Genomic DNA, 21,018 nt, shown 5'->3' with positions numbered 1-21,018 from the left:
ATTGCGATGCACGGGCGCACCACCGGACCGAACAGGCTCATCGATGTCGAACTAGACGAATCGATCGGCCGCTCGACACCGGATGTCGAGCACGAGCGTGCCGTGGCGATCTTCGACCTGATCGAGGAGAACAACTTCACGCCCGTGAACGATGCGGGCGCGGGGCCTTACAAACTCAAGCTTTCGCTGGTCGATTCGCGGCTGGTCTTCGCCATCGCGCGCGAGAATGGAGAAGAGGTGGTGACGCATATCCTGTCGCTCACCCCGTTCCGGCGGATCGTGAGGGACTACTACATGATCTGCGAAAGCTACTATGCCGCCATCCGCGCCTCCACGCCGAGCCAGATCGAAGCGATCGACATGGGCCGGCGCGGTCTCCACAACGAAGGCTCGCAGACACTGAAGGACCGGCTGGCCGGAAAGATCGACATCGACTTCGACACGGCGCGCCGGCTCTTCACGCTGGTCTGCGTGCTGCATTGGCGCGGCTGATCCACGACGTGACGGCGCCAGCGAAGCCTCCCCGATCGGTGCTTTTCATGTGCGGCATGAACTCTGTGCGTTCGCCCATTGCCGAGCAGCTTGCGCGGCGCGTCCTTCCCCCGTCGACCTTCGTCGCCTCGGCCGGTGTGCGCCCCGGCGAACGCGACCCCTTCGTGGACATGGTGCTGGCGGAGGAAGGCATGTCGCTCGAGGGACGCCACCCTCGCACCATAGACGATCTGGAGGACGGCTATTTCGAACTGATCGTGACGCTCTCGCCGGAAGCGCATCACACCGCGCTCGAGCTGACACGCTCCATGGCGGTCGAAGTGGAATATTGGCCGATGCCCGACCCGACGATCGCCAGCGGCACGCGCGAGCAGATCATGGCCGCCTATCGCGACGTGCGCGAGCGGCTCAAGGCGAAGATATCGGCACGTTTCGGCGGGTGACGGCGCCTGCAACTATCGTGTTCACAAGCGGCCGATAATCATATAGGTTCCGCGCCAATTCCGGCCCTGCCCTCGGGCCCTATGCCAATCCAAACCAAAGGTATCGAATGCCGAAGGAAGAAGTCCTCGAGTTTCCGGGTATTGTGACGGAGCTTTTGCCCAATGCCATGTTCCGAGTGAAGCTCGAAAATGAACACGAGATCATTGCACACACCGCCGGCCGCATGCGCAAGAACCGCATCCGCGTGCTCACCGGCGACAAGGTGCTCGTCGAGATGACGCCCTATGACTTGACCAAGGGCCGCATCACCTACCGCTTCAAATAGCGCGACGCCCGCCAGCGCGAACCGACGAAACGCCGATGAGCATTTTCCCGAAGCTGGTGCTTGCCTCAGGTTCGCCGCGCCGGATCGAACTTCTTCAACAGGCCGGCGTCGAGCCCCATCGCCTGTTTCCCGCCGATATTGACGAGACGCCCTTGCGGGCAGAGCATCCGCGCTCTCTCGCCAAGCGGCTCTCGCGCGGCAAGGCGGAAAAGGCTGCCGCGGCGCTGAAGGACGATCCGGAGGCCGCAGGCTCGCTGATTCTGGCCGCCGACACGGTCGTGGCGGTCGGCCGGCGCATCCTGCCCAAGGCGGAGACGATCGACGACGTGTCGAACTGCCTGCAACTTCTCTCGGGCCGCTCGCACCGGGTCTATTCCGGGATCTGCCTCGTGACGGCTTCAGGCAAGGTGCGCCAACGGCTGGTCGAGACGCGTGTCCGCTTCAAGCGGTTGTCCCGCCCGGAGTTGGAAAGCTATGTCGCCTCGGGGGAGTGGCGCGGCAAGGCTGGCGGCTACGCCGTTCAGGGCTTTGCCGGGACTTTTGTGGTCAAGCTTGTCGGCTCCTATACGAACGTCGTCGGACTACCGCTTTACGAGACGGTCGGTCTGCTCGCGGCCGAAGGCTTTCCCGTCCATCTCAACTGGGCGACCGGGACGATGCCATGACCGGCGGGGCGAAAGTGACACCGCTTCGCGCCAAGCGCCCCTGCCCCGAATGCGGCAAGCCTTCGCAGCGCGAAAGCTATCCCTTCTGCTCGCAACGCTGCAAGGAGATCGACCTCAATCGCTGGTTCTCCGGCGCCTACGCCATTCCGGTGACGGAAGAAGACGCCGAGCCCGGCAAGGAAGAATAGCTGGCGGCCGTCGCGATTCGAACCTGTCGGCAACAACCTGCATTGTTTCCTCGAACATGACGCAACGGCAAAAGATCCTCGCCGTTGCAGGGTAAAACCCTTCTTTTCATGGGCTCCCCCTTCGTCGTCACAAAACTCGCGCAAATCGTTCGGCAGGCGCTGGACAGGCGAAAATCACGTGCTATAACCCACGCGCTTTCGGGGCGGTGCCCACCGCTCCACGACATTCCGGAAGGCCTCCCTTCCGCGAGAGGCCCAGGTAGCTCAGTTGGTAGAGCAGCGGACTGAAAATCCGCGTGTCGGTGGTTCGATTCCGCCCCTGGGCACCATTGTCCCCATATGGCCTTTAAATCGCACAACTCTTTGGAATGTTGAGACTTTCTGTCGCCGGACTGTTACACAAAGGTGCGACACATGGCGCTGAGTATGGCCCGTCCAATGCGACGTAAGGGAACGACGTTTCACCAACTGCGGAAGCGCATTCCTCAGGATGTCCTGCACAAGGCGCGCGGTGTGGCGCTGACGGTGCCGATAGGGGATGGGTTCTCCCGCATCGTCGTAGGGCCGAAGGCCGAGACAGTCGCCGTGTCGCTGAGGACGCGCGATCCCCGCGAAGCCAAAGAACGACAGGCACATGGCTACCCCGCCACGGCGCGCACGAAGGCGGTCATACGTGCTTGCTTGGGTCGCTACAAGCTCCAGAGCGCCAACGCCTTCTCAGCCCCGGCGCGGTCGTCCCTGATTCTGAGGATGGCCTGTCGCGTCAAGCCGGTGACCGCCGCGATAGCCGACGCTCCGGCACTCTGATCGAGCATCCCGGTCACCTTCTCGAACATCGCCCGGTCATAGCTCGGCTTCCTGCCCCGATACGCCTTCGGGTCGCCCGCCTGGGCTGCGGCAATCCCGGCCTTCTGGGCTTCCTTGGTCGCCGTGGCCTGTGCCTCAGCGGTCGCTGCCATGAAGGCGATCAGCGCGTCCCTGACGGCTTGCTGGATGGGGTTTTTGGTGGCCCCGTCGAAGACCATCGAATTGATCACGGTCTTGATGACGACACCTTCCCCCATGAAATGGCGGATACTGTCCGATACGTCCCTGTAGTCGCGCCCGAGACGGTCGACCCATCGCACAACGAGGGTGTCGCCAGGGCGCAGGATGTCGAAGAGTCGCTTGCCTTCCGGTCGCTCGGCAAGTTTGGTCGAGACGCCGGACACGCCATGGTCGGCAATGACCTTGTCGATCTTGAAGCCCGCCTTCTCGGCCTGTGTCCGCTGATGCTCCAGCGTCTGGTCGGCGGTCGACACGCGAGCATAAAGGACGGTCTTGGTCACGGACTGATCTCCTGACTGTTAGGGTTCTGTCCGCTGTGCAAGATGTCCGTTGATCGAAGCCAACCCCTACGGACACCCTTTCGGCCACCTTCTGCTCTGCCCGTTGAGCTATACCCTACCGGACACACGTCCTGCACAGCTCTCTGGTTTTGACAATCTGCAGATTATCTGCGCAGATAGAAATCTATCTGCGAAGGAGCGAACGATGAGTCTTACTATCACTGCAAAGAACGCGACGTGCATCGGAGAGGGTGTGTGGAAGTTCGAGATGCCTCCCCACCAAGTGCGCCTCTTCGGCACACCAGCGCACTCGACGGGAGCGCGCAGCGTCATCCTCCTGAAGAGCTGCAGCTTCGATGCGGGCAGCGAAACTCTTCAATTCGAGATCGATGATGCGGTCGCGCTAAACGTCGGCACCAAACCGGACACGATCGCGGTAGCCGCTGCCGTGGGGCCGGAGGAACGGCCCGCATCTATCGCCGCGCTTGCGGCAATCCCACAGACCTACGGTCCAGGTGACAGGGAGTTTCTTCGCATGACCAAGAAGCTCCTGCCCGAACCGATGCAGCGAGCGGCGACTGCCTTGCTGGCAGCCGTACGCCAGCGTTCGCCCGGAGACCTCAAGCGCGGCCTCTCACGCAACTTCAGCGAGACGCCCGATAACTTTTGGTATGTCATTGTCCAGCCTCGCGTGGCGCAGCTGTCGATCACAGTACGCGGACAGGTTGAACACTTCGAGCCAATGGCAAAGCTGCCCGTTAAAGACGATAGAGGCAACACGCGGTTCAAGATCACAGATGAGGACGACGTTCAAGCGGCGCTGGAATTGATCTTCCATGCCAAACGACGTCAGTAGCCGTTCGCACATCTGGGCACCCGGTACGGGCGGTACGGGGGGACGACTAAGTGCTTCCCCCGTTGAACGGCTCCTTCGGACTTTTGCTCCAAAACATTTGGAAGCATGTGCGATGCTCCGTCGCCCTTTGAACCATTCTGCGCTGCCGAGGAGACCATTGAAGAACGTGCACGCAGGTGTTACACAAGCGACCACAGGCGATTGAAAAAAGATAGGGATTTCAATTCTCTATGGGGACAAGAGGACGGCCCGCCCCTGGGCACCATTCACCAGTTGGCTCCCCCGCAAATTCCAGCGTTTTCTAATCGATGGTCTAAGTAACTGAAATTGGTCCGGTTTTGGTGCTGGCCTATCCCTGACCGTCTCCGAACCTACCACCAACGCCCGAGTCATTTGCGGGTATTGAACGTGGCAGTGAAAGGCATTGCCGGGTCAGCTGTCGACTATTCACAGTTGTTGAGGCGACAGTTCTCGCCCATCCAGGTTTCTCCGTTATATGATCCACGCAAGTTGGGGGCATATTGCAGCAAACTAACGTGGCCATTGGCATCGATTCAGCCAAGATTCGCCCGTTCTCTTGGATATTGGAGCATCGGTAATGATGACGAAAATTCTCGTGATGCTTTTCCTATCGGCTTTTCTTGTGAACAGCGCATCCGCCCAGTTCGCCGGGCCGAGCAAGCACCAACAAATTACCACAGTCGAGCAAGCGCGGATGGGACGGCGAGGCCAGGATGTCGCCCTCGAGGGCTTCGTCGTCAAGCACCTGCGTGACCGCTACTATCAGTTTCACGACGCAACCGGCGAAATACGTGTCCGAATTGACAGACTTCTTTGGCGGGGCCGCAGGGTGACATCCAAGACTCCGCTTCGACTGACCGGCAGGATCGATCGCGATTTCCGAGAGCTTTACGTCAACGTTCGCCGGCTGGAGTTCTTGGATTAGGGAAGGGTTGAGCTGATGCGACCGCTCACGCTTCGGGGCCAATATCCGGGCCCGGGTCGCCGCCGGTCGCGGCCATTGCAAGCCGGCGCAGATAATGGCTCCAGCCCTTTTGGTGGCCGGCGCGCTCCTTCTCGTCCGGCAGTCCGCTGTGGGTGAAGCGCACCAGAGTGCCCCCGCCCTTCTCGACGAGATCGATCTCGACCAGGCTCGATCCCGGGGGCATGTCCTCGCGTTCCTCCCAGCCGAAGCTGTAGGCGAGGCGATGGACGGGGATCACTTCCGTGAATTCGCCGCGTGCGATGTGCCTGTCGCCGACGCTGACGAGATAGATGCCGCCCGGATGCGCCTCCACCGTCGCCTTCCCCAGCCATCGCATGATCTTGTCGGGATCGGTCAAAAAGGCGAAGACCGTCGCTTGCGGGGCCGCGATCTCGATTTCGCTGTAAAGCGTCTCGGTCATCGAATGCCTCCTCGGGAAGGTCGCGATTTTCTTGATGCACTGAGCGCAATGTAGATTAGTCGACGCCGAGGGCAAGAAAGCCGCTGCACCCTCATGACACGCGACTGACATCATTGCATGATCGCGGCCATGCAACTGCCTTCCGCTCTCTCGTTCCTGGTCGATGAAGCGATCGGCGTGTCCGGCGCGGATGGTTTCGTTTCGCAGCTCGGTGTCAGGCTCATCGAAGACGGCCTGCCGCTCTGCGGTGGCGCCCTCACCCAGGCGGCGCCACACCCGATCATCTCGCGACGCACATGGCTGTGGCGGGCCGATACCGGAAGAGTCGTCGAGGCGCTCGGCATCGGTCTTGGCGAGCCAGATGATACCGACCACACCCAAATCGGTCGCAATTGGTTGGCCGAGTTGGGTACTGTCTTCATGCAGGAGGATTTCGTCGGCGGCACGCCCGACTGCGCGGTAGTCATCTGGGCCGTGACCCGACCGTTCAGCGAGCCTGAATTGAACCTACTGCGTCAGGTGGCGCGCTTTGCCGCCGCCCCGCTTGGCGTGCTGACCGCCCGTTCCACGCTGGCGGCGTTGCTCGAAACCTATCTCGGCCGGCGCAGCGCGGCGCAGGTGATGGCCGGGCGGCTGCGGCGCGAGCCCGGCGAGACTATCCGGGCGGCCTTGCTTTACGCCGACCTGCGAGGCTTCACGGAGCTTTCCGAATCCGTCGGATCGAAGGAGGTGATCGCCGCGCTAGACGCCTGGTTCGACCGCATCGCCGGTGCCGTCCACGCCTTCGGCGGCGAGGTATTAAAATTCATCGGCGACGGCGTGCTCGCCATCTTCCCGATCGGAGAACGTGACGCCGCCGCCGCGTGCGATTCGGCGCTCCGAGCCGTCACCGCCGCTCGCATGGGCATGGACCACCTCGACCGCATCCGCGCCGCGCAAGGCCAGCCGCCTTTGCCCTTCGGCACGGCGCTGCACATCGGTGAGATGCTGTGGGGCAATATCGGGACCGCCGACCGGCTGGATTTCACCGCCATCGGGCCTGCGGTAAACCTCGTGACCAGATTGGAGGGCCTGTGCCGGCCGCTCGGCCGCACCGTATTGCTCTCCGGCGCCTTCGCAGCCGAAACCACGCAGCCACTGATCCCGCTCGGCACGCATGTGCTGCGCGGGATCGCCGCGCCTTGCGAGGTGTTCGCGCCGCAGGAATGATGCGCGGCACGCTCTCGCGACGCCAAGTACGTGGATTCCTCTGCATCGGTCGTGAACAGGTCCGTCAAGCCGTGTAAGATGGCCGCCACATTGACGGGAGGACGACCATGCGCATTTGCACATTGACGGTCCTGACGACGTTGCTCCTAGGCACCTGCATATTTGCACACGCTCAGCAGACCACGCCGATGTCGGTCGAGGTGTTTCCTTTCGAGCTGGAGGACAAGAGCGCCGGGGCGGGAATAATCCCACCGGATGAGCATGATAGGCGCTATCTGTCCGAGTCGGCCCAGGTTGCGAAGGACATGCTCGCCCGGTCCGGGCGCTTCACAGTCATCGATGCGCCAGCAAGCGACGTGCAGGCGGCCGCCCCGCACGGCTTGCGCAACTGCAGCGGCTGCGAGGGCAAGATTGCCAAGCAGCACGGCGCGTCCCTTGCCTTGCTGGGTGTCGTGACGCGCGTCAACCGAACGGAACACACCATGTTCATCCGCATCCTTGATGCTGAAACGGGGAAACCTGTTTCCGTGGGATTCACCGATCTTCGCATGGGCGCGAACTACGCCTGGCCGCGCTCCGTGAAATGGCTGATGACAAACAGAATCCTGCGGTAGGTGCCACAGCCGGCGGCCGAAGCTCGGCACGAGTTCGGCGGGATTGGTGGGTGGCCGCGTCCGGAATCAGTGCAACGCTATGAAAGCTGGCCTAGCCCGGCGGCCTATCATACCATTCGAAAACAACAGCGGGCCGCGAGATCCGTCGGCGTGTCGAGAGTTGCGATATGTGATCGGATCGATGCGGCTGCCTGCCGGAATGGCGGCCAGAGATGATCAAACAGGGAGCAGCGACATGGACAAGGAAGTCGGAATGATCACGGCGCCGCGGCGCAGCGTCGTCGTCCACGGTTTCACCAACAGTGTGCTCGATCCGGCCGCGCCGATGTTGGGCCCGGTCGAGAATGGCGGCACCATCATCGCCAACACCGCGCCTGGCTGCTGGGGGCCGATGATCACGCCGCGCCTGAGGGGCGGGCATGAGGTGACGCAGCCGGTCTATGTCGAAGGCGCGGAGCCCGGCGACGGGATCGCGATCCGAATCCGCGATATCACCGTCACATCCATCGCGACGGCTTCGGGCCACGATTCCTCCCCGGAGGGTTTCTGCCTTGGCGACCCCTATGTCGCGGCGCGCTGTCCCACCTGCAACGAGGTGTGGCCCGAGACCCATGTCGAAGGGATCGGGCAGAATGCGGTGAAATGCGACAAATGCGGCAACGCGGTGAAGCCTTTCGAGATCGTCCATGGTTACACGGTCGTCTTCGACGAGACCCGCCATGTCGGCGTCACCCTGCCGAAAGCGGCGGCGGAGACGATCGCGCGCGACGCGCATCACTACGCAGCCCTGCCGGACGAGTCGGTGCAGCATCCGATCCTGACATTCGCGCCGGCCGACATGGCGGGCGTCATGGTAAGGATGCGGCCTTTCCTCGGGCAGCTCGGAACCACGCCCTCTCATCCGATGCCGGACTCGCACAATGCGGGCGATTTCGGAGCCTTCCTCGTCGGCGCGCCGCACGATTATGCGATCACGGCCGAACAGCTCGCCGAGCACAAGACCGACGGCCATATGGATATCGACGCCGTTCGGCCCGGCGCGATCCTGATCGCGCCGGTGAAGGTGAAAGGCGCGGGCGTCTATATGGGCGACATGCACGCCGCCCAGGGCGACGGCGAAATCGCCGGACACACGATGGATGTCGCAGGCAGCGTCACCCTTCAGGTCGAGGTGGTGAAGAACTATCCGATCGACGGGCCCATACTGTTTCCCTTGCTGGAAGACCTGCCACCCCTGGCGCGCCCCTTTGATGCCGACGAGCGCGCCCGAGCGGAGCGTCTTGGGAAGGCGTGGGGCATGGACAGGCTGGAGGAATTGGCTCCGGTTTCGGTCGTCGGCACGGCGGCCAACATGAACGCGGCCATCGACAACGGGTTGGAACGGGCGGCGAAACTTCTCGGCATGACGGTGCCGGAGGTGCGCAACCGAGCGACTGTGAACGGGGCTATCGAGATCGGCCGTGCACCCGGCGTCATTCAGGTGACGTTCCTGGCGCCCTTGGAGAGGCTTGACGCTGCAGGGCTCGGCAAATACGCCCGCGAGCAGTACAATCTCTGATCGAGCAGCATGGCGCATGGCTGTCGTGCCGACGGAGGTAGGCACCTTACACCATTCGCCGCCCAACGAGTTGGATGCCGCCGACGTGGCATCCCGCTAAGCGTTTCCGGCCGCTATATTTCGAGGTCGGCTGGCGCCCGCACATCCGGGTCGAAGCTTGAGGGGCCAGTATTCCTCAATTCGATGGGGGGAGACACGAATGTTCGGGGACGTCACGGCCAGCGAGAGACGCGTCGTCGCAATCGCTTTCGGGCTCACCTGCCTTGCCGGAGCCCTGCGTTGGATCGATGCCGGACCTATCCTGGTATTTGCCACCAGCACGATCGCCCTGGCGGCGATCGCCTATTTGATCGGCGAGGCGACCAACCAGCTCGGCAATCATCTCGGCGCTTCCGCTACCGGCATGATCCAGTCGGCGCTCGGCAATCTGCCCGAAGTTTTCGTCTGCATCTTCGCGCTTCGCGCGGGGTCGGTGGAGGTGGTGCAAGCCGCCCTGGTCGGTTCGATCCTGGCCACGGCAGTGCTGATTCTCGGTGTTGCCCTGATGGTCGGCAGCGAGCGTCATGGCCTGCTGAAGTTCGAGAGCCGAACGCCGCGCATGATCTCCGTGCTGCTTATGCTGGCCGTTTCCGCTCTGGTGCTGCCGACGCTTGCGCACGAGCTGCATCTGCCGGCCGCCCAGCATCAGCAAGAGCTTGCCGTCGTTTGCGCCATTGCGTTGCTGCTGGTCTTCGCCCTTTCGACACGGGTCATGTTGCGTGACGGCGAACGCAAGGTTCCGCCGGAGGCACGCGCCCGTTCCAACGTCTGGCCTATGGGCCTGGCGGTGTTGCTGTTGGCGATTTGCGGCGTGGCAACCGTCCTCCTCGCGGACTGGTTCATCGAAGCGCTCAAGCCGGCATCCGAACGGCTCGGCATTTCAGAGGCCTTCGCCGGCTTGGTTATCGTGGCCATCGCCAGCAACACCGTCGGGATCGTCGAAATCCGGCTGGCCTTCCAGGGCAAGGCCGATCTGGCAGTGAGCGTGGCGCTGAACGGCGCACTCCAAGTCGCGGTTGCCGTGATCCCATTTCTGGTCCTAGTCAGCTTCGTCTTCTTTGGCGACACGCCCTTCACCCTGGCCATCCCGCCAATCATGGCAATCGCCCTGACCCTGGCGGTTCTTGTGGTCACGCTGGTCTGTGTGGATGGACGTGCCGACGTCGTCGACGGTGCCGCGCTGGTCGGGCTCTACATCTTGATCGCAGCGATCTTCTGGTGGGGTTGATACCGCTTGCGTGGCATACTGCCGGCCGGCATCAAATCATCGACAACGACCCGCCGCATGGACGGGGCGCAAATCGTCTGTACGCGCCAGATACCGGCTTTCGCCGGGCTGCTCCCTCGTTCCCGCTGCTATGACGATGGCGTTAACTCCAATGAGAAGAATACAACTGCGCATCGGACAGGATCTTGGGAATCGGTCCGTTGCGCAGGTTTTGCTGTCGAAGCGTTGCCTGCCGAAAACCTTATCTAATCTTCGGCACGTTGCTCCGTCAAAGCGGGGGCATGTAGGCGTTGCCGCCGGTGGTGGCCAGCTGAGGCGTCATGCCCGGCTGGAAATCGATGGCGTTGCTGCTCGACGACTGACATCCCGCCAGCGCAACAACCATAAGAACGGCAAACTTCCACATCATTCGATCTCCGGCAGGCACGGTGTTGTGCAGGCAGAAGATGCGCTTTGGCCGAGGTGGCGTCAATCGGCTTGCGACGGATGGGTTAACCACTCTCAAGGTCCCGCAGCGTTCCAGTCACGGGCTCCAAACCGCATCCCTGTATCAGGCCGTTTCAGACTGGGGGTTAGAACCGGAACAAAGCCGCTCATAGACCTCGGCAGCGAGCGGCATAGCGGCGCTCGAGCGGGTTCGGTAAATGTTCACCGCTATGTCGATGCGCGGCGCGAAGGGGCGAATGTCGATCGCCGCCCCAGAAGCCTTGTGCGCTTCAGCCGTAAGATCGTCGATCACCGCGATGCCGGCGCCGTTGGCGACAAGCGTCACGGCAAGTTCCGCCACGTCGATCTCGGCCTTCACCTTGGGCTTGATGTTACGCTCGGCGAACGATTCCAGAATATCACGACGCGTCGCGGCGACCGGCCCGAGCAGCAGAAAATCTTCTCCCGCGAGGTCTTCCGGCCCGACTGTTTCGAGAAAAGAGAGGCGATGGCCATGCGGCAGGATGCAAACCGCCCGACATGCCAGCAACTCATCCGATTGGGTAAGGCCTACCAGCCGGATCGGCAGCGCGATCCCTATGTCGATCTGGTCGGTCTCCAGCAGATCCAGGATCTGCAACGAAGGCGCGGTGCTGACGGAAAGATGCAGGTCGGGATAGGCCCTGAAAAGCTGGATGAGCCGGTCCGGCAGCCATAGCCTCGACATCATCGGCATGACGCAAATTCGCAAATGCTGGGGCGTACTCCTGATCAGTTCCGCCGCGAAACGTTCTAGCGTGCTCATGCTCGCGAATGCGCGCTCAGATTGGGCGAAGAGGGCGCGCGCCGCGCTGGTGGGCTTGAGGCGGGCGCCGTCGCGCAAGAATAGGTTGATACCGATCTGCTCCTCAAGTGCTTGAATTTGCTTTGTTACCGCAGGCTGCGTGATCAGCAGCCGCTCCGCAGCTGCAGTCAGGTTCGGCGACATCATCGCGGCCCGAAAGACTTCCATCTGCCTGAAGAAGGACATCGGCTATAACCCAAGGTAATCAAATGCGTCGTTAAATTCATTTGCGTCATCAAATGTTTCGCGGTCAAGGTCAGCCGACCAAATCTGTCTCGGAGGGCGAAAGAAAATGAAGAAAATTGCGAGGCTGCTCGCCGGCGCTGTCGCGAGCGCCATGATGCTTGCGGCGGCAACTGCGACAGCACAGGAAAAATGGCCGGCGAAGCCCGTCACGGTCATCGTGCCGTTCAAGGCCGGCGGCATCACCGACATCGTCGCGCGGCGGCTCGAGCCTGCCTTGTCCAAGGCGCTGGGCGAAGCGGTCGTGGTGACGAACATAGCCGGCCATTCCTCGGTGGGCACGCGACGCGTCATCGACGCAAAACCCGACGGCTACGAATTCCTGATCCACGAAACCGGCATCATGACCGCGCAGGCCTCCGGCGTGCAGGCGTTCGGTTACAAGGACCTGAAACCCGTCGCGGCAATGGCCAATCTTTGTCTCGTCATGCTCGCGCGCGCCGATACCGGCTGGACGACAGTCGCGGAAGTAGCCAAAGGGGCTGAAGGTCGGCAATTGATAGCCGGCGTCACCATCGGCGGGCTCAGCCATATCGTGGCGCTCGCATCGGCAGAGCTCGGCGGCTTCGACGTGCGCCCCGTCCAGGTCGGCGGATCGGCTGACGCTTACGCCGCCATGCTCGGCAAGCAGATCGACCTCATGTACGCCTCGCCGGCCGATGCCATGAACTATACGCGCGGCCCGGACGGCAAGCCGCGGGCCGACGCCGATCTCAGGGCGATACTCTATTTCGGCGCCGAGACCTTCCCCGGCATGCCCGAAGTCCAAAACATGAAGGAGGCGGGTTCCGACGCAACGATCTGCGCCCCGCATATCGTGTTCGCCCCCAAGGAGACGCCGGACGCCATTGTCGACGCCATGGCCGATGCGCTGCAACAGGCCTATGGCAGCGGCGAATTGCGCGAATTCATGACCGGCATCGGCGGCACCGAGCTGTTCGTCAGGGGAGCGGATCTCGAGCCCTTCCTGCAGGCGCAGTGGGACGCGATCGCACCGCTCGCCGAACGCTCACAGACGGGTAAGTAGCAGCCGCCAGGAGGAAACCATGCGACGGCTGCTGATCGGCGACATGCTTTTTTGCGCGGCCTTGCTGGCGGGAGGCGCGGTCGTACTCGGCGAATTGGCGAAGGTGCCACCGGCCCCCTTTGATCCGCTGGGCTCCGCGGCCGTCCCCTCGGCCCTGGCCTGGATCATCATCGCCCTGGCCGCGCTGGTCATGGCGAGAGCCCTGGTGCGGCTGGTGAAAGACATGCGCGGCGGCGCCTCCGCGCGCGGCGACGCGCCGGAGATGAGCCTCCGACACGGCGTGCAGACGGCGATCATCACCGCGCTCACTACGGTCTATGTGTTCGCGATTACCAGCCAGTCCGTGCCCTTCTCTGTTTCGACAGCCGTGCTTGTCGCCGTAGGCACGCTGGTGCTCGCCGAAAACCGCTGGCATCGGCTGCCGCTCATTGGCGCGATCGCCCTCGCCACGGGCGCCGGCAGCGAATGGCTGTTCACGCGGGTCTTTTACCTTCCCCTCCCCCACTTCTAGAGCCGCTTCGTCATGGATCTCTTGCACGGCTTCCAGCAGGCGCTGGCCCCCTGGCCGCTTTTCCTCTCCATTCTCGGCACAGCCGTCGGCATCGTCATGGGCGCTATCCCGGGCCTTACCGGCGCGATGCTCATCGCATTGCTGCTGCCCGTCACCTTCTACATGGAGCCATTTCACTCGGTGGTGCTGATCGTCGGCATCTATGTCGGCAGCGTATCCGGCGGCCTGATCACCGCGATCATGCTGCGCATTCCCGGTACGGTCTCGAACCTGATGACGGTGCTGGACGGCTATCCGATGGCGCAGCAAGGAAAGGCGCAACGCGCCATTGCGCTGGCCGCCATTGCCTCCCTGGTGGGCGGCATTCTTTCCTGGATCGTGCTCGCCGCATTCGCGGAGCCCCTGTCGCGTTGGGCGACAGGCTTCACGCCTTTCGACTATTTCGCACTCGTGCTGCTGGCGCTTGCCTTCATCGTGACGCTCAGCGAGGGAGCCCTGCTCAAGGGGCTGCTGTCGGCCGCGCTTGGATTTCTCTGCGCACTGCCCGGCATCGACCCGTCCTCGGCGCAGGCGAGATTGACCTTCGGCCTCGTCGAACTCAATGCCGGCGTTCCGCTGCTACCCTTTTTTGTCGGCATGTTCGCTTTCGGGGCAGTGCTTTCCGACATCGCGTCGGGAGCCCATGATCGCGCGCCGAAGTCCCAGATGGCGAGCGACGGCGGGCCAGCATTCCGCTGGTCGGATTTCAGGCTCCATGGCGGCAATTTCCTGCGCAGCTCGGTGATCGGCACTGCCATCGGCATTCTGCCGGGCATCGGCTCCAACATCGCTTCCATCGTATCCTATACGGTGGCGCGCCTCTTCTCGCGCGAGCAGAACAAGTTCGGCCACGGCTCCGAAGAAGGTGTGGTCGCCTCCGAGACGGCCAACAACGCGGCCGTGGGCGGAGCTCTCATCCCCACGCTGGCACTCGGCATACCCGGCAGCCTGGTCGACATATTGCTCCTCACCGCGCTGATCATCCATTCGATCCAGCCCGGCCCGCTTCTTTTCGTGAACAGTGGCGATCTCGCCTATGGGCTGATCGCCACCTATCTCATCGCGACCATTGCCATGGCGGTCATCGTGCTCGGCACGTCGCGCTGGATCAGCGCCATCGCCAAAATCAGGCTCGCCTATCTGATGCCTGTCATCCTGGTGGCAAGCGTCGTCGGTGCCTATGCGATGGAAGGCACCTCCGCCTCGCTCTGGGTGATGGTCGCCTTCGGCATATTGGGCGTCGTCATGGAACGGCTCGGCTATCCTCTAGCCCCGTTCGCGATCGCCTTCGTCCTCGGGCCGATCGCCGAGAGCCGCCTGCGCTCCGGCCTGCAGATGACGGCGGGCGACTGGTCGCCGCTTTTCACGAACCCTCTGCCCCTCTCGCTTTTTGCCCTCACCGCCGTCCTGCTGGTGGCGCCGTCCATCCGCAGGCTGGCGAGGCGCAAGACCTTTTCGAAATCCACATGAATGACGAGACCAATGCCTGATCTTTCCTGCCTTCGCCACCATTTCGACACGCTCTGCAGCTTCGGCGGGCGGCTTTCGGGAACACCTGGTGAGGAAAAAGCCATCGCCTACATCGAGGCGGCGCTAGCGGCGCTCGACCAAGGCGAGCTTGTCCGGCACACCGTCCCCTACCAGGGCTGGACGTGCCGAGAAGCGTGGCTCGAGATCGATGGCGTTCGGCATATTGTCCAGGCGCTGCCCGGTTCGGCCGCCACGGATGGCGTAATCGAAATCGGCGTGGTCGATGCAGGTCGAGGCACGCCCGACGATATCGCTCGTCTCGGAGCGGAGATCGCGGATCGCGCCGTGCTGGTCACGCATGAATACATGTTCGGAGCCGGCCACGTACATCGTTCGCGGAAGTTCGACCAGGCGGTCCGGCTTGGCGCAGGCGCCTTCGTGATCGCCAACCCATGGCCCGACAGCGGACTCGTTTCCGGCGGCACCAGTTTCGGCGAACAGCATTCGATGCCATCGATGGGTGTCAGCCGGGAAACCGGCGAGGCGTTGCGGATGGCAGCCAAATCCAATGCGAAGGTTCGGCTGATGATCGACGCCGAGACCAGGCCGGCTACGGCCCTCACGCTCGACTGGTCACTGCCCGCCGCTCCCGGTCAGCGGGAGTTCGTCGTGTCCGCTCATGTCGATGGTCACGCTCCCGCGGAAAGCGCCATCGACAATGCATCGGGCTGCGCAGTCGCACTGGAGATCGCGGCCGCCGCAGCGCGTAGTGCACCAAAAGGGTACGGGCTTCGGGTGCTCTTTTTTTCCATCGAGGAGTGGGGCCTGCTCGCCTCCAAAGCCTATGTCGACGCTATGAGCGCGGATGACCGCCGGCGCATGGCGCTGGTCGTGAATCTCGACAGCATCGCCGGCGACGACAAGCTGACGGCCATGATCAGCGGCTACGACGACCTGCGCGAGCTCGTGGAAGATGCCGCGGCCGCGACAGGACTGGACATCGGTATCCATGAACCACTGGTGCGCAATTCGGATCATTTCAACTTCGCCTCGGCCGGCATACCCGCCATGCGCCTGATCGCGGGTTTCGACGACATGTCGAGCAATCTTCGTCACGTCCTGACTTCGGCCGACCGCGCCGAGTTGGTCGACACGCGACAGCTGGAGAACGCCTTTCGGATCACTGCCCGTCTCTGCGGCATCTCACCCATTCGGAAATGAGCGCGAAGCTATAATTGCGCCAATCGGCAGGCGGCGGTCCTTCATCACGAGGGTTTCACGCGGGCTTCACGCGCATGGAAGATGCTGCGTCTCGTAGACAAGGAGACGGAGGTCGCCATGGACTGCATGCAGTACAATCCAGCCGCAGCTGCGGAGCCGCTGCCGCCACGCACGAGATGTTTCCGGCACGCCTCCATGCTGCGCGGGCGTCCCGAGCCGGAGCGCAATCGCTGCGCTCTGCGCCGACGCTGCACCCCCCCGGCTGACTGGCAACTGGCCCGTAAATTAGCCGGAACCTAGCTCACATTGCCGCCAAGCGGAAACCTTGGCCGGGCGTTCATGTGTTCGATGGATGCACTTCGGACAGCAGCCCACTCGTGCCGGCTCCAGGGGCGGTCGGCGCTACCGGGCGCGGGGGACGGAACACGGCCTCCCACGTGTTTCCGTCCCCTTTCACTCCAATCTTCCACCGGTCGGCGCGCATTTGTCGCCACGTAACCCAAACGGGTGAGGCGCAAACTCCCGGTGTGAGGCACAATTGGAAAGAGCCAAAATGGGTAAGGCAGGTCGGGGTGCGCCAATAACCTGCCGCCATAATACCGGGGATGCCACCATGACCGACAGCAGCATGACCGCGGACAAGCGGAATTCGTTGAAGGAAGAGGCAACCACCGCCACCCAGACCGGACGAGTTCGTCTCTCGCGCCGGTCCGCACGTGGTTTCATCTCCGATCGGGCGTCAGGCGGCGGATCGAGTTGTTATTTCGAAGAATACGAACTTGGGATCGGTCCCTGGAAAGCGACGATCATCAAGACCCTCGACTACGGCGCCGGCAGGACGCGGTTCAGGGCGCAATACGAGGTTGACCCGCAATATCGGCGGCGGGAGCGGGCCAATGGCCTTAAGCACTGGAGACGGAGGCGATCTTCTGGCTCTTGAACGCGCGGGAGCTGCGATCATTCTTCGAAAGGAGATATGTCCGGCACGTGCCGTTTGACTGCAAAGAAGCTGATCGCCAGCCCGATTACCGCTAGGCCGACCGCTGCCGCCAGGGCCGGATTGTCGCGCGCCGATTGCTCAATGACACCCGCGCGCTTGCGAAGCGTCGGCATGGCGTCGCGAAGCCTTCGCGTCATCTCGTCATAGAAGTCGCTCGCAATGTCGCGTGATCCCTCATAGGTGGCCGCGCCGCGCCGGGAGAGCTTCCTTGTCAGGGCCGAGACCTCGTCCCGCAATTCGGCAATCTGCTCGCGCAGGTCGTCTTCGATCTCGTGGCGTTTTCCGGAAAAAGGGGACATCGCACATCCTCGCATTACTGGGCGTCGCGCAGTCAACGCGCCACCGCGACAATTCGTTCCGGAAACGGAGATGGGCTTTTTGATCGAAATCAAGGGAATAGGCATCGATCACTGGTCGTTTCCGGTAGGGACCGACGTGGCATTTTGCCCCCCTTTGGCATAATGGACGCGTTCCGGCCCAGCGATTATGATCCGCACATCATCGGAAAGGCATCATGAACTATCAGCGTTTCTTCGAAGAGGCGATCGACCAGATCCATGCTGAGCGCCGCTACCGGGTTTTTGCCGATCTCGAACGCATCGTAGGCGCGTTCCCGCGCGCCATCTGGCGCTCCAATGGAGAGGCCAAGGAAATCACCGTCTGGTGCTCCAACGACTATCTGGGCATGGGCCAGCATCCCGACGTGATCGCCGCGCAGCAGCAGGCGGCTGCGCGCATGGGTTCGGGGGCCGGCGGAACGCGCAACATTTCCGGAACCAATCATCCGCTCGTCGAGCTGGAGCTGGAGCTCGCGGATCTTCACGGCAAGGAAGCCGCTCTCGTCTTCACGTCGGGTTTCGTATCGAACGAAGCGGCGATCTCGACAATTGCCCGCCTTCTGCCTAATTGCCTGATCCTTTCCGACGAACTCAATCACGCCTCCATGATCGAGGGCGTGCGGCGCTCCGGAGCGGAAAAGAAGATTTTTCGGCACAACAATGTGGCGCATCTGGAAAGCCTGCTCCAGACCGCCGGTCGCGAGCGGGCCAAGCTTATCGTTTTCGAATCCGTCTACTCGATGGATGGCGACATCGCACCGATCGAGGAGATCGCCGATCTTGCCGAAAAATACAACGCGATGACCTATATCGACGAGGTCCATGCCGTCGGTATGTATGGCGCTCGTGGCGGCGGCATTACCGAGCGAGACGGCCTTGCTCACCGCATCGACGTGATCGAGGGCACGCTCGCCAAGGCATTCGGCACGCTTGGCGGGTATATCACCGGTTCCCGCACCGTCGTCGACGCGGTGCGTTCCTATGCTCCGGGTTTCATTTTTACGACCGCCTTGCCGCCGGCGATCACCGCCGCGGCCACGACGTCGATCCGCCACCTGAAGACATCCTCTGTCGAGCGCGAAGCACAACAGCGGCAGGCGCAACGCACCAAGGACGTGCTCTCCGCGGCCGGACTACCGGTCATGCCCTCCTCGACCCATATCGTGCCAGTGCTGGTCGGCGATCCTGAACTCTGCAAGATGGCCAGCGACCGGCTGCTCGGCGTGCACGGCATCTATATCCAGCCGATCAACTATCCGACGGTGCCGCGCGGAACCGAAAGACTCCGAATCACCCCGACACCGGTCCATTCGGATGCGCTGATCGCGGAATTGAAGGACGCGCTGATCGAAACCTGGGACGCACTCGGCATTCCCTACGCCACGGCCGGCAAGCCAGCCATCGCGGAGAGCGACCGGATCATCCCGCTGCTGGTGCCAAAGTCCGGCGGCTGAATTCGCTAATCGTCAGATCTTGACGATCCAGTCGGCGAGGCGGTTGGCCGCCTCTTCGATCTGATCCAGGCGGCGGTGAAAGCATAACCTCAGGAAGGCCTCGCCTCCGGTGCCGAACGCTGTCCCCGGCGCCAGCGCGACATTTGCTTGGTCGACGATGTCGAAGGCTGCGCGGCGCGAATCCGCCACACCATCGATCGCGAAGAAAAGATAGAATGCACCCTGCGGCACGGTGAAGCGCGTGCGGCCTGTGCCAGCGAGTATCCGGCAAACAAGATCGCGCGCCTTGCGAGCCCGCGCCACCTGCTCGGCAACGAAGGCGTCTCCGTGGTCGAGGGCAGCCGCCGCCCCGCGCTGCATGAATTGGGCCACCCCCGAGGTCGAATATTGGATCAGATTCTCGAACATCGGCTGAAGCTCGGGATGGACGCGCAGCCAGCCGACCCGCCATCCGGTCATCGCCCAGTTCTTTGAGAAACTGTTGACGAAGAGGATACGATCATCCTCGTCCATTATGTCGTAGAAGGACGGCGCACGTCCGCCGCCATAGTGGAAAAGCGAGTAGATCTCGTCGGCGATGATCCAAATACCCCTCGATCGGGCAAGGTCGAGAATGGCCTTGAGCGTTGCATGGTCGGCGGTCCAGCCGGTCGGGTTGGACGGCGTATTCACGAAGATCGCCCGCGTCCGCGGCGTTATCGCCGCAGCCAGTTTCTCCGTGTCGAGGGCCCAGCCGTTTGCCGTATCATCGAGCACGACAGGAATCGGACGCGCCCCTGCGATGCCGGCGGCGGCCGCGAAATTGGGCCAGGCGGGCGAGAGATAGACGACCTCGTCGCCGGCACCCGCCGTCGCCTGCAGCGCCAGTTGAATCGCCTGCATGCCGGAGCCCACCACCATGAATTCCTCGGACACGAAATGCCTGCCGAAATGGCGATGATGATAGCGAGCCAGCGCGTCTCGCAACTCCGGCACGCCGCGTTGCCACGTATAGAAGGTCTCACCCGCTCTCAGCGCATCCATTGCTGCCGTGGCGATGAAATCGGGTGTCGGCAAATCCCCCTCGCCGGCCCAGAGCGGGATCAGCCCTTCCCTGCCCCGTCCGTGGTTCGCAACTGCGACAATGCCGCTTTCCGGCGCTTCCCGCGCTTCACGGCGCATCGTATCGATCAGGCTCATCTGTTCCGTACCAAAGCGAAGTTTTGGATCGTGCTGGCGACAACAAATGGCCGATAAGACGTCTTTTTGGTACGCACTGGCACACTTCGACTTTGGTCCAGATGGACGAAACCCAGGGAGCGCATGGGTACGTGTCGCCGGCGGACGAGATGTTTCTCGTCAAGTAGTCGTATCACGCTCATTTCACGCAGGTGTCTTCTAGTACTGTTATGAATGCTTCAGACCGTTTCCTGCTCAGATCGAATCGTTCTTTTTCACGGGCGGAGAGGCGATCCACCAGGAGGGACGCAAGGTTCGTGCCCGTCGCACGGCCGAACGTGCCGAAATCGGGGACGGCCCTCACCCAGAGACCGCGCCCGTTGATTTGCTGCCGGCAAACCGACGGGCCGATGATACTTGCCGGTCGAATTTTTCAAATCTCTCGACTTTGTCCCGAAACATCGCCGGCGGGGCATTTCCATACAAGCAGGGAGAACGATCCCAGGGACGCGGATGATCCATTCCGGCGAGCCCACATGGCCGAAGCCAGGTGCGCCTGCGGAGCTATCAGCGCCCTCAGCATTCATGGAGCGACCTTTAGGGAGGGGGGCATGAATCTGCCGGAAGCACAAGAGGCACTGCTGAAAGTCCGGGATGCGCTCGTCGCAGCGTGGCACGGTGAGGCGAGCCCAAGCAGGCGATCCCGCCTTCGCTCGCTTGTGATCAAGATCGACCGCGAACTCGCCATCATCGGCGAGAGGATGCAGGCCGATCCATCCACCCGATACATGCCTTTACGGGGCAACTTCGTGACTGCGGTAAAAGACCTGAGCTGGGTGCGTAATATGGCCGACACTTTCTCGATTTCGCCGGCTCAATCCGCGCGCATCGTTTCCTGGGTCGCGTCCATCCTGCGGCTGCTGTGACCTGATATC

Annotated in this window: 23 protein-coding genes and 1 tRNA gene; 18 read left to right on the top strand and 6 right to left on the bottom strand. The window is 62.5% G+C overall.

Annotation, left to right across the window (positions count from 1 at the left end):
* Positions 1-6 precede the first annotated feature (6 nt).
* From ACCO56_RS01810 to ACCO56_RS01785, 6 genes are all read left to right on the top strand, one after another.
* Positions 7-492, top strand: a complete 486-nt coding sequence (locus ACCO56_RS01810; RefSeq protein WP_433637031.1) for a UPF0262 family protein — start codon at positions 7-9, stop codon at positions 490-492.
* Between the two features lie 56 nt (positions 493-548).
* Entirely contained in the window at positions 549-935 is a 387-nt protein-coding gene (locus ACCO56_RS01805; RefSeq protein WP_433638300.1) for a low molecular weight phosphatase family protein, read from the top strand.
* Positions 936-1,042: 107 nt separating this feature from the next.
* Complete coding sequence (gene infA / locus ACCO56_RS01800) at positions 1,043-1,261, top strand: translation initiation factor IF-1 (RefSeq protein ID WP_006329283.1); 219 nt, start codon at positions 1,043-1,045, stop codon at positions 1,259-1,261.
* Between the two features lie 35 nt (positions 1,262-1,296).
* Positions 1,297-1,926: a Maf-like protein gene (locus ACCO56_RS01795; RefSeq protein WP_433637028.1), complete on the top strand. Its 630-nt coding sequence runs from the start codon at positions 1,297-1,299 to the stop codon at positions 1,924-1,926.
* Positions 1,923-2,114, top strand: coding sequence for a DNA gyrase inhibitor YacG (gene yacG / locus ACCO56_RS01790; protein ID WP_433637026.1), 192 nt, complete (start codon positions 1,923-1,925; stop codon positions 2,112-2,114). Before ACCO56_RS01795 ends, yacG begins: the two co-directional genes overlap by 4 nt.
* Before the next feature lie 253 nt (positions 2,115-2,367).
* Positions 2,368-2,443, top strand: a tRNA-Phe gene (locus ACCO56_RS01785).
* A gap of 360 nt (positions 2,444-2,803) precedes the next feature.
* Here ACCO56_RS01785 and ACCO56_RS01780 read toward each other — a convergent pair.
* Positions 2,804-3,442 (bottom strand): recombinase family protein, encoded by a 639-nt coding sequence (locus ACCO56_RS01780; protein WP_433637025.1) that lies wholly within the window; start codon positions 3,440-3,442, stop codon positions 2,804-2,806.
* A gap of 205 nt (positions 3,443-3,647) precedes the next feature.
* Here ACCO56_RS01780 and ACCO56_RS01775 point away from each other — a divergent pair, with 205 nt between their 5' ends.
* Entirely contained in the window at positions 3,648-4,298 is a 651-nt protein-coding gene (locus ACCO56_RS01775; RefSeq protein ID WP_433637023.1) for a hypothetical protein, read from the top strand.
* Between the two features lie 598 nt (positions 4,299-4,896).
* Entirely contained in the window at positions 4,897-5,244 is a 348-nt protein-coding gene (locus ACCO56_RS01770) for a YgiW/YdeI family stress tolerance OB fold protein (protein WP_433637022.1), read from the top strand.
* A gap of 25 nt (positions 5,245-5,269) precedes the next feature.
* Here ACCO56_RS01770 and ACCO56_RS01765 read toward each other — a convergent pair whose 3' ends face one another.
* Positions 5,270-5,704, bottom strand: a complete 435-nt coding sequence (locus ACCO56_RS01765; RefSeq protein ID WP_433637020.1) for an SRPBCC family protein — start codon at positions 5,702-5,704, stop codon at positions 5,270-5,272.
* Positions 5,705-5,833: 129 nt separating this feature from the next.
* Here ACCO56_RS01765 and ACCO56_RS01760 point away from each other — a divergent pair, with 129 nt between their 5' ends.
* From ACCO56_RS01760 to ACCO56_RS01745, 4 genes are all read left to right on the top strand, one after another.
* Positions 5,834-6,913 (top strand): adenylate/guanylate cyclase domain-containing protein, encoded by a 1,080-nt coding sequence (locus tag ACCO56_RS01760; protein WP_433637018.1) that lies wholly within the window; start codon positions 5,834-5,836, stop codon positions 6,911-6,913.
* Positions 6,914-7,020: 107 nt separating this feature from the next.
* Entirely contained in the window at positions 7,021-7,527 is a 507-nt protein-coding gene (locus ACCO56_RS01755) for a DUF3280 domain-containing protein (RefSeq protein WP_433637017.1), read from the top strand.
* 235 nt (positions 7,528-7,762) lie between these two features.
* Positions 7,763-9,085: an acetamidase/formamidase family protein gene (locus tag ACCO56_RS01750; protein WP_433637015.1), complete on the top strand. Its 1,323-nt coding sequence runs from the start codon at positions 7,763-7,765 to the stop codon at positions 9,083-9,085.
* Between the two features lie 199 nt (positions 9,086-9,284).
* Positions 9,285-10,352, top strand: coding sequence for a calcium:proton antiporter (locus ACCO56_RS01745; RefSeq protein WP_433637013.1), 1,068 nt, complete (start codon positions 9,285-9,287; stop codon positions 10,350-10,352).
* A gap of 268 nt (positions 10,353-10,620) precedes the next feature.
* Here ACCO56_RS01745 and ACCO56_RS01740 read toward each other — a convergent pair whose 3' ends face one another.
* Positions 10,621-10,761 (bottom strand): hypothetical protein, encoded by a 141-nt coding sequence (locus tag ACCO56_RS01740; RefSeq protein WP_433637012.1) that lies wholly within the window; start codon positions 10,759-10,761, stop codon positions 10,621-10,623.
* 141 nt (positions 10,762-10,902) lie between these two features.
* The gene (locus ACCO56_RS01735; protein ID WP_433637010.1) at positions 10,903-11,808 is read right to left on the bottom strand and encodes a LysR substrate-binding domain-containing protein; all 906 of its coding nucleotides are present in this window, start codon (positions 11,806-11,808) and stop codon (positions 10,903-10,905) included.
* A 106-nt stretch (positions 11,809-11,914) separates the two neighbouring features.
* Here ACCO56_RS01735 and ACCO56_RS01730 point away from each other — a divergent pair, with 106 nt between their 5' ends.
* From ACCO56_RS01730 to ACCO56_RS01715, 4 genes are read left to right on the top strand one after another with little or no spacing between them, the layout of a single operon-like run.
* Positions 11,915-12,892, top strand: a complete 978-nt coding sequence (locus tag ACCO56_RS01730) for a tripartite tricarboxylate transporter substrate binding protein (protein WP_433637009.1) — start codon at positions 11,915-11,917, stop codon at positions 12,890-12,892.
* A gap of 19 nt (positions 12,893-12,911) precedes the next feature.
* Positions 12,912-13,403, top strand: a complete 492-nt coding sequence (locus ACCO56_RS01725) for a tripartite tricarboxylate transporter TctB family protein (RefSeq protein WP_433637007.1) — start codon at positions 12,912-12,914, stop codon at positions 13,401-13,403.
* Positions 13,404-13,415: 12 nt separating this feature from the next.
* Positions 13,416-14,912, top strand: coding sequence for a tripartite tricarboxylate transporter permease (locus ACCO56_RS01720; protein WP_433637006.1), 1,497 nt, complete (start codon positions 13,416-13,418; stop codon positions 14,910-14,912).
* Between the two features lie 12 nt (positions 14,913-14,924).
* The gene (locus tag ACCO56_RS01715) at positions 14,925-16,133 is read left to right on the top strand and encodes a M28 family peptidase (protein ID WP_433637004.1); all 1,209 of its coding nucleotides are present in this window, start codon (positions 14,925-14,927) and stop codon (positions 16,131-16,133) included.
* Between the two features lie 957 nt (positions 16,134-17,090).
* Here ACCO56_RS01715 and ACCO56_RS01710 read toward each other — a convergent pair.
* A complete protein-coding gene (locus tag ACCO56_RS01710) occupies positions 17,091-17,432 on the bottom strand; it encodes a hypothetical protein (RefSeq protein WP_433637002.1) in 342 nt (113 codons plus the stop codon).
* 215 nt (positions 17,433-17,647) lie between these two features.
* Between ACCO56_RS01710 and hemA the strand changes: the two genes are divergently transcribed.
* Positions 17,648-18,925 carry a 5-aminolevulinate synthase gene (hemA, locus tag ACCO56_RS01705; RefSeq protein ID WP_433637000.1) on the top strand — a complete coding sequence of 426 codons (1,278 nt, stop codon included), beginning with the start codon at positions 17,648-17,650 and terminating at the stop codon, positions 18,923-18,925.
* Positions 18,926-18,937: 12 nt separating this feature from the next.
* On the opposite strand, the gene ACCO56_RS01700 is transcribed toward hemA, so the two are convergent.
* The gene (locus tag ACCO56_RS01700; protein WP_433636998.1) at positions 18,938-20,104 is read right to left on the bottom strand and encodes a pyridoxal phosphate-dependent aminotransferase; all 1,167 of its coding nucleotides are present in this window, start codon (positions 20,102-20,104) and stop codon (positions 18,938-18,940) included.
* Positions 20,105-20,694: 590 nt separating this feature from the next.
* Here ACCO56_RS01700 and ACCO56_RS01695 point away from each other — a divergent pair.
* Positions 20,695-21,009, top strand: coding sequence for a hypothetical protein (locus ACCO56_RS01695; RefSeq protein WP_433636996.1), 315 nt, complete (start codon positions 20,695-20,697; stop codon positions 21,007-21,009).
* The last annotated feature ends 9 nt before the right edge of the window (positions 21,010-21,018 follow it).

The sequence above is a fragment of the Mesorhizobium sp. 1B3 genome (assembly GCF_050958605.1).
In the GTDB taxonomy this organism is placed as follows: domain Bacteria; phylum Pseudomonadota; class Alphaproteobacteria; order Rhizobiales; family Rhizobiaceae.
The sequence above is the reverse complement of the archived record's forward strand: the minus strand, read 5'-3'. Positions and strand labels throughout refer to the sequence as shown.

Bases quoted from the DNA above. Each gene is read 5' to 3' on its own strand.
- ACCO56_RS01810 (WP_433637031.1), top strand. From the start codon at position 7: ATGCACGGGCGCACCACCGGACCGAACAGGCTCATCGATGTCGAACTA.
- ACCO56_RS01805 (WP_433638300.1), top strand. From the start codon at position 549: ATGAACTCTGTGCGTTCGCCCATTGCCGAGCAGCTTGCGCGGCGCGTC.
- infA (WP_006329283.1), top strand. From the start codon at position 1,043: ATGCCGAAGGAAGAAGTCCTCGAGTTTCCGGGTATTGTGACGGAGCTT.
- ACCO56_RS01795 (WP_433637028.1), top strand. From the start codon at position 1,297: ATGAGCATTTTCCCGAAGCTGGTGCTTGCCTCAGGTTCGCCGCGCCGG.
- yacG (WP_433637026.1), top strand. From the start codon at position 1,923: ATGACCGGCGGGGCGAAAGTGACACCGCTTCGCGCCAAGCGCCCCTGC.
- ACCO56_RS01775 (WP_433637023.1), top strand. From the start codon at position 3,648: ATGAGTCTTACTATCACTGCAAAGAACGCGACGTGCATCGGAGAGGGT.
- ACCO56_RS01770 (WP_433637022.1), top strand. From the start codon at position 4,897: ATGATGACGAAAATTCTCGTGATGCTTTTCCTATCGGCTTTTCTTGTG.
- ACCO56_RS01765 (WP_433637020.1), bottom strand. From the start codon at position 5,704: ATGACCGAGACGCTTTACAGCGAAATCGAGATCGCGGCCCCGCAAGCG.
- ACCO56_RS01760 (WP_433637018.1), top strand. From the start codon at position 5,834: ATGCAACTGCCTTCCGCTCTCTCGTTCCTGGTCGATGAAGCGATCGGC.
- ACCO56_RS01755 (WP_433637017.1), top strand. From the start codon at position 7,021: ATGCGCATTTGCACATTGACGGTCCTGACGACGTTGCTCCTAGGCACC.
- ACCO56_RS01750 (WP_433637015.1), top strand. From the start codon at position 7,763: ATGGACAAGGAAGTCGGAATGATCACGGCGCCGCGGCGCAGCGTCGTC.
- ACCO56_RS01745 (WP_433637013.1), top strand. From the start codon at position 9,285: ATGTTCGGGGACGTCACGGCCAGCGAGAGACGCGTCGTCGCAATCGCT.
- ACCO56_RS01740 (WP_433637012.1), bottom strand. From the start codon at position 10,761: ATGATGTGGAAGTTTGCCGTTCTTATGGTTGTTGCGCTGGCGGGATGT.
- ACCO56_RS01735 (WP_433637010.1), bottom strand. From the start codon at position 11,808: ATGTCCTTCTTCAGGCAGATGGAAGTCTTTCGGGCCGCGATGATGTCG.
- ACCO56_RS01730 (WP_433637009.1), top strand. From the start codon at position 11,915: ATGAAGAAAATTGCGAGGCTGCTCGCCGGCGCTGTCGCGAGCGCCATG.
- ACCO56_RS01725 (WP_433637007.1), top strand. From the start codon at position 12,912: ATGCGACGGCTGCTGATCGGCGACATGCTTTTTTGCGCGGCCTTGCTG.
- ACCO56_RS01720 (WP_433637006.1), top strand. From the start codon at position 13,416: ATGGATCTCTTGCACGGCTTCCAGCAGGCGCTGGCCCCCTGGCCGCTT.
- ACCO56_RS01715 (WP_433637004.1), top strand. From the start codon at position 14,925: ATGCCTGATCTTTCCTGCCTTCGCCACCATTTCGACACGCTCTGCAGC.
- ACCO56_RS01710 (WP_433637002.1), bottom strand. From the start codon at position 17,432: ATGTCCCCTTTTTCCGGAAAACGCCACGAGATCGAAGACGACCTGCGC.
- hemA (WP_433637000.1), top strand. From the start codon at position 17,648: ATGAACTATCAGCGTTTCTTCGAAGAGGCGATCGACCAGATCCATGCT.
- ACCO56_RS01700 (WP_433636998.1), bottom strand. From the start codon at position 20,104: ATGAGCCTGATCGATACGATGCGCCGTGAAGCGCGGGAAGCGCCGGAA.
- ACCO56_RS01695 (WP_433636996.1), top strand. From the start codon at position 20,695: ATGAATCTGCCGGAAGCACAAGAGGCACTGCTGAAAGTCCGGGATGCG.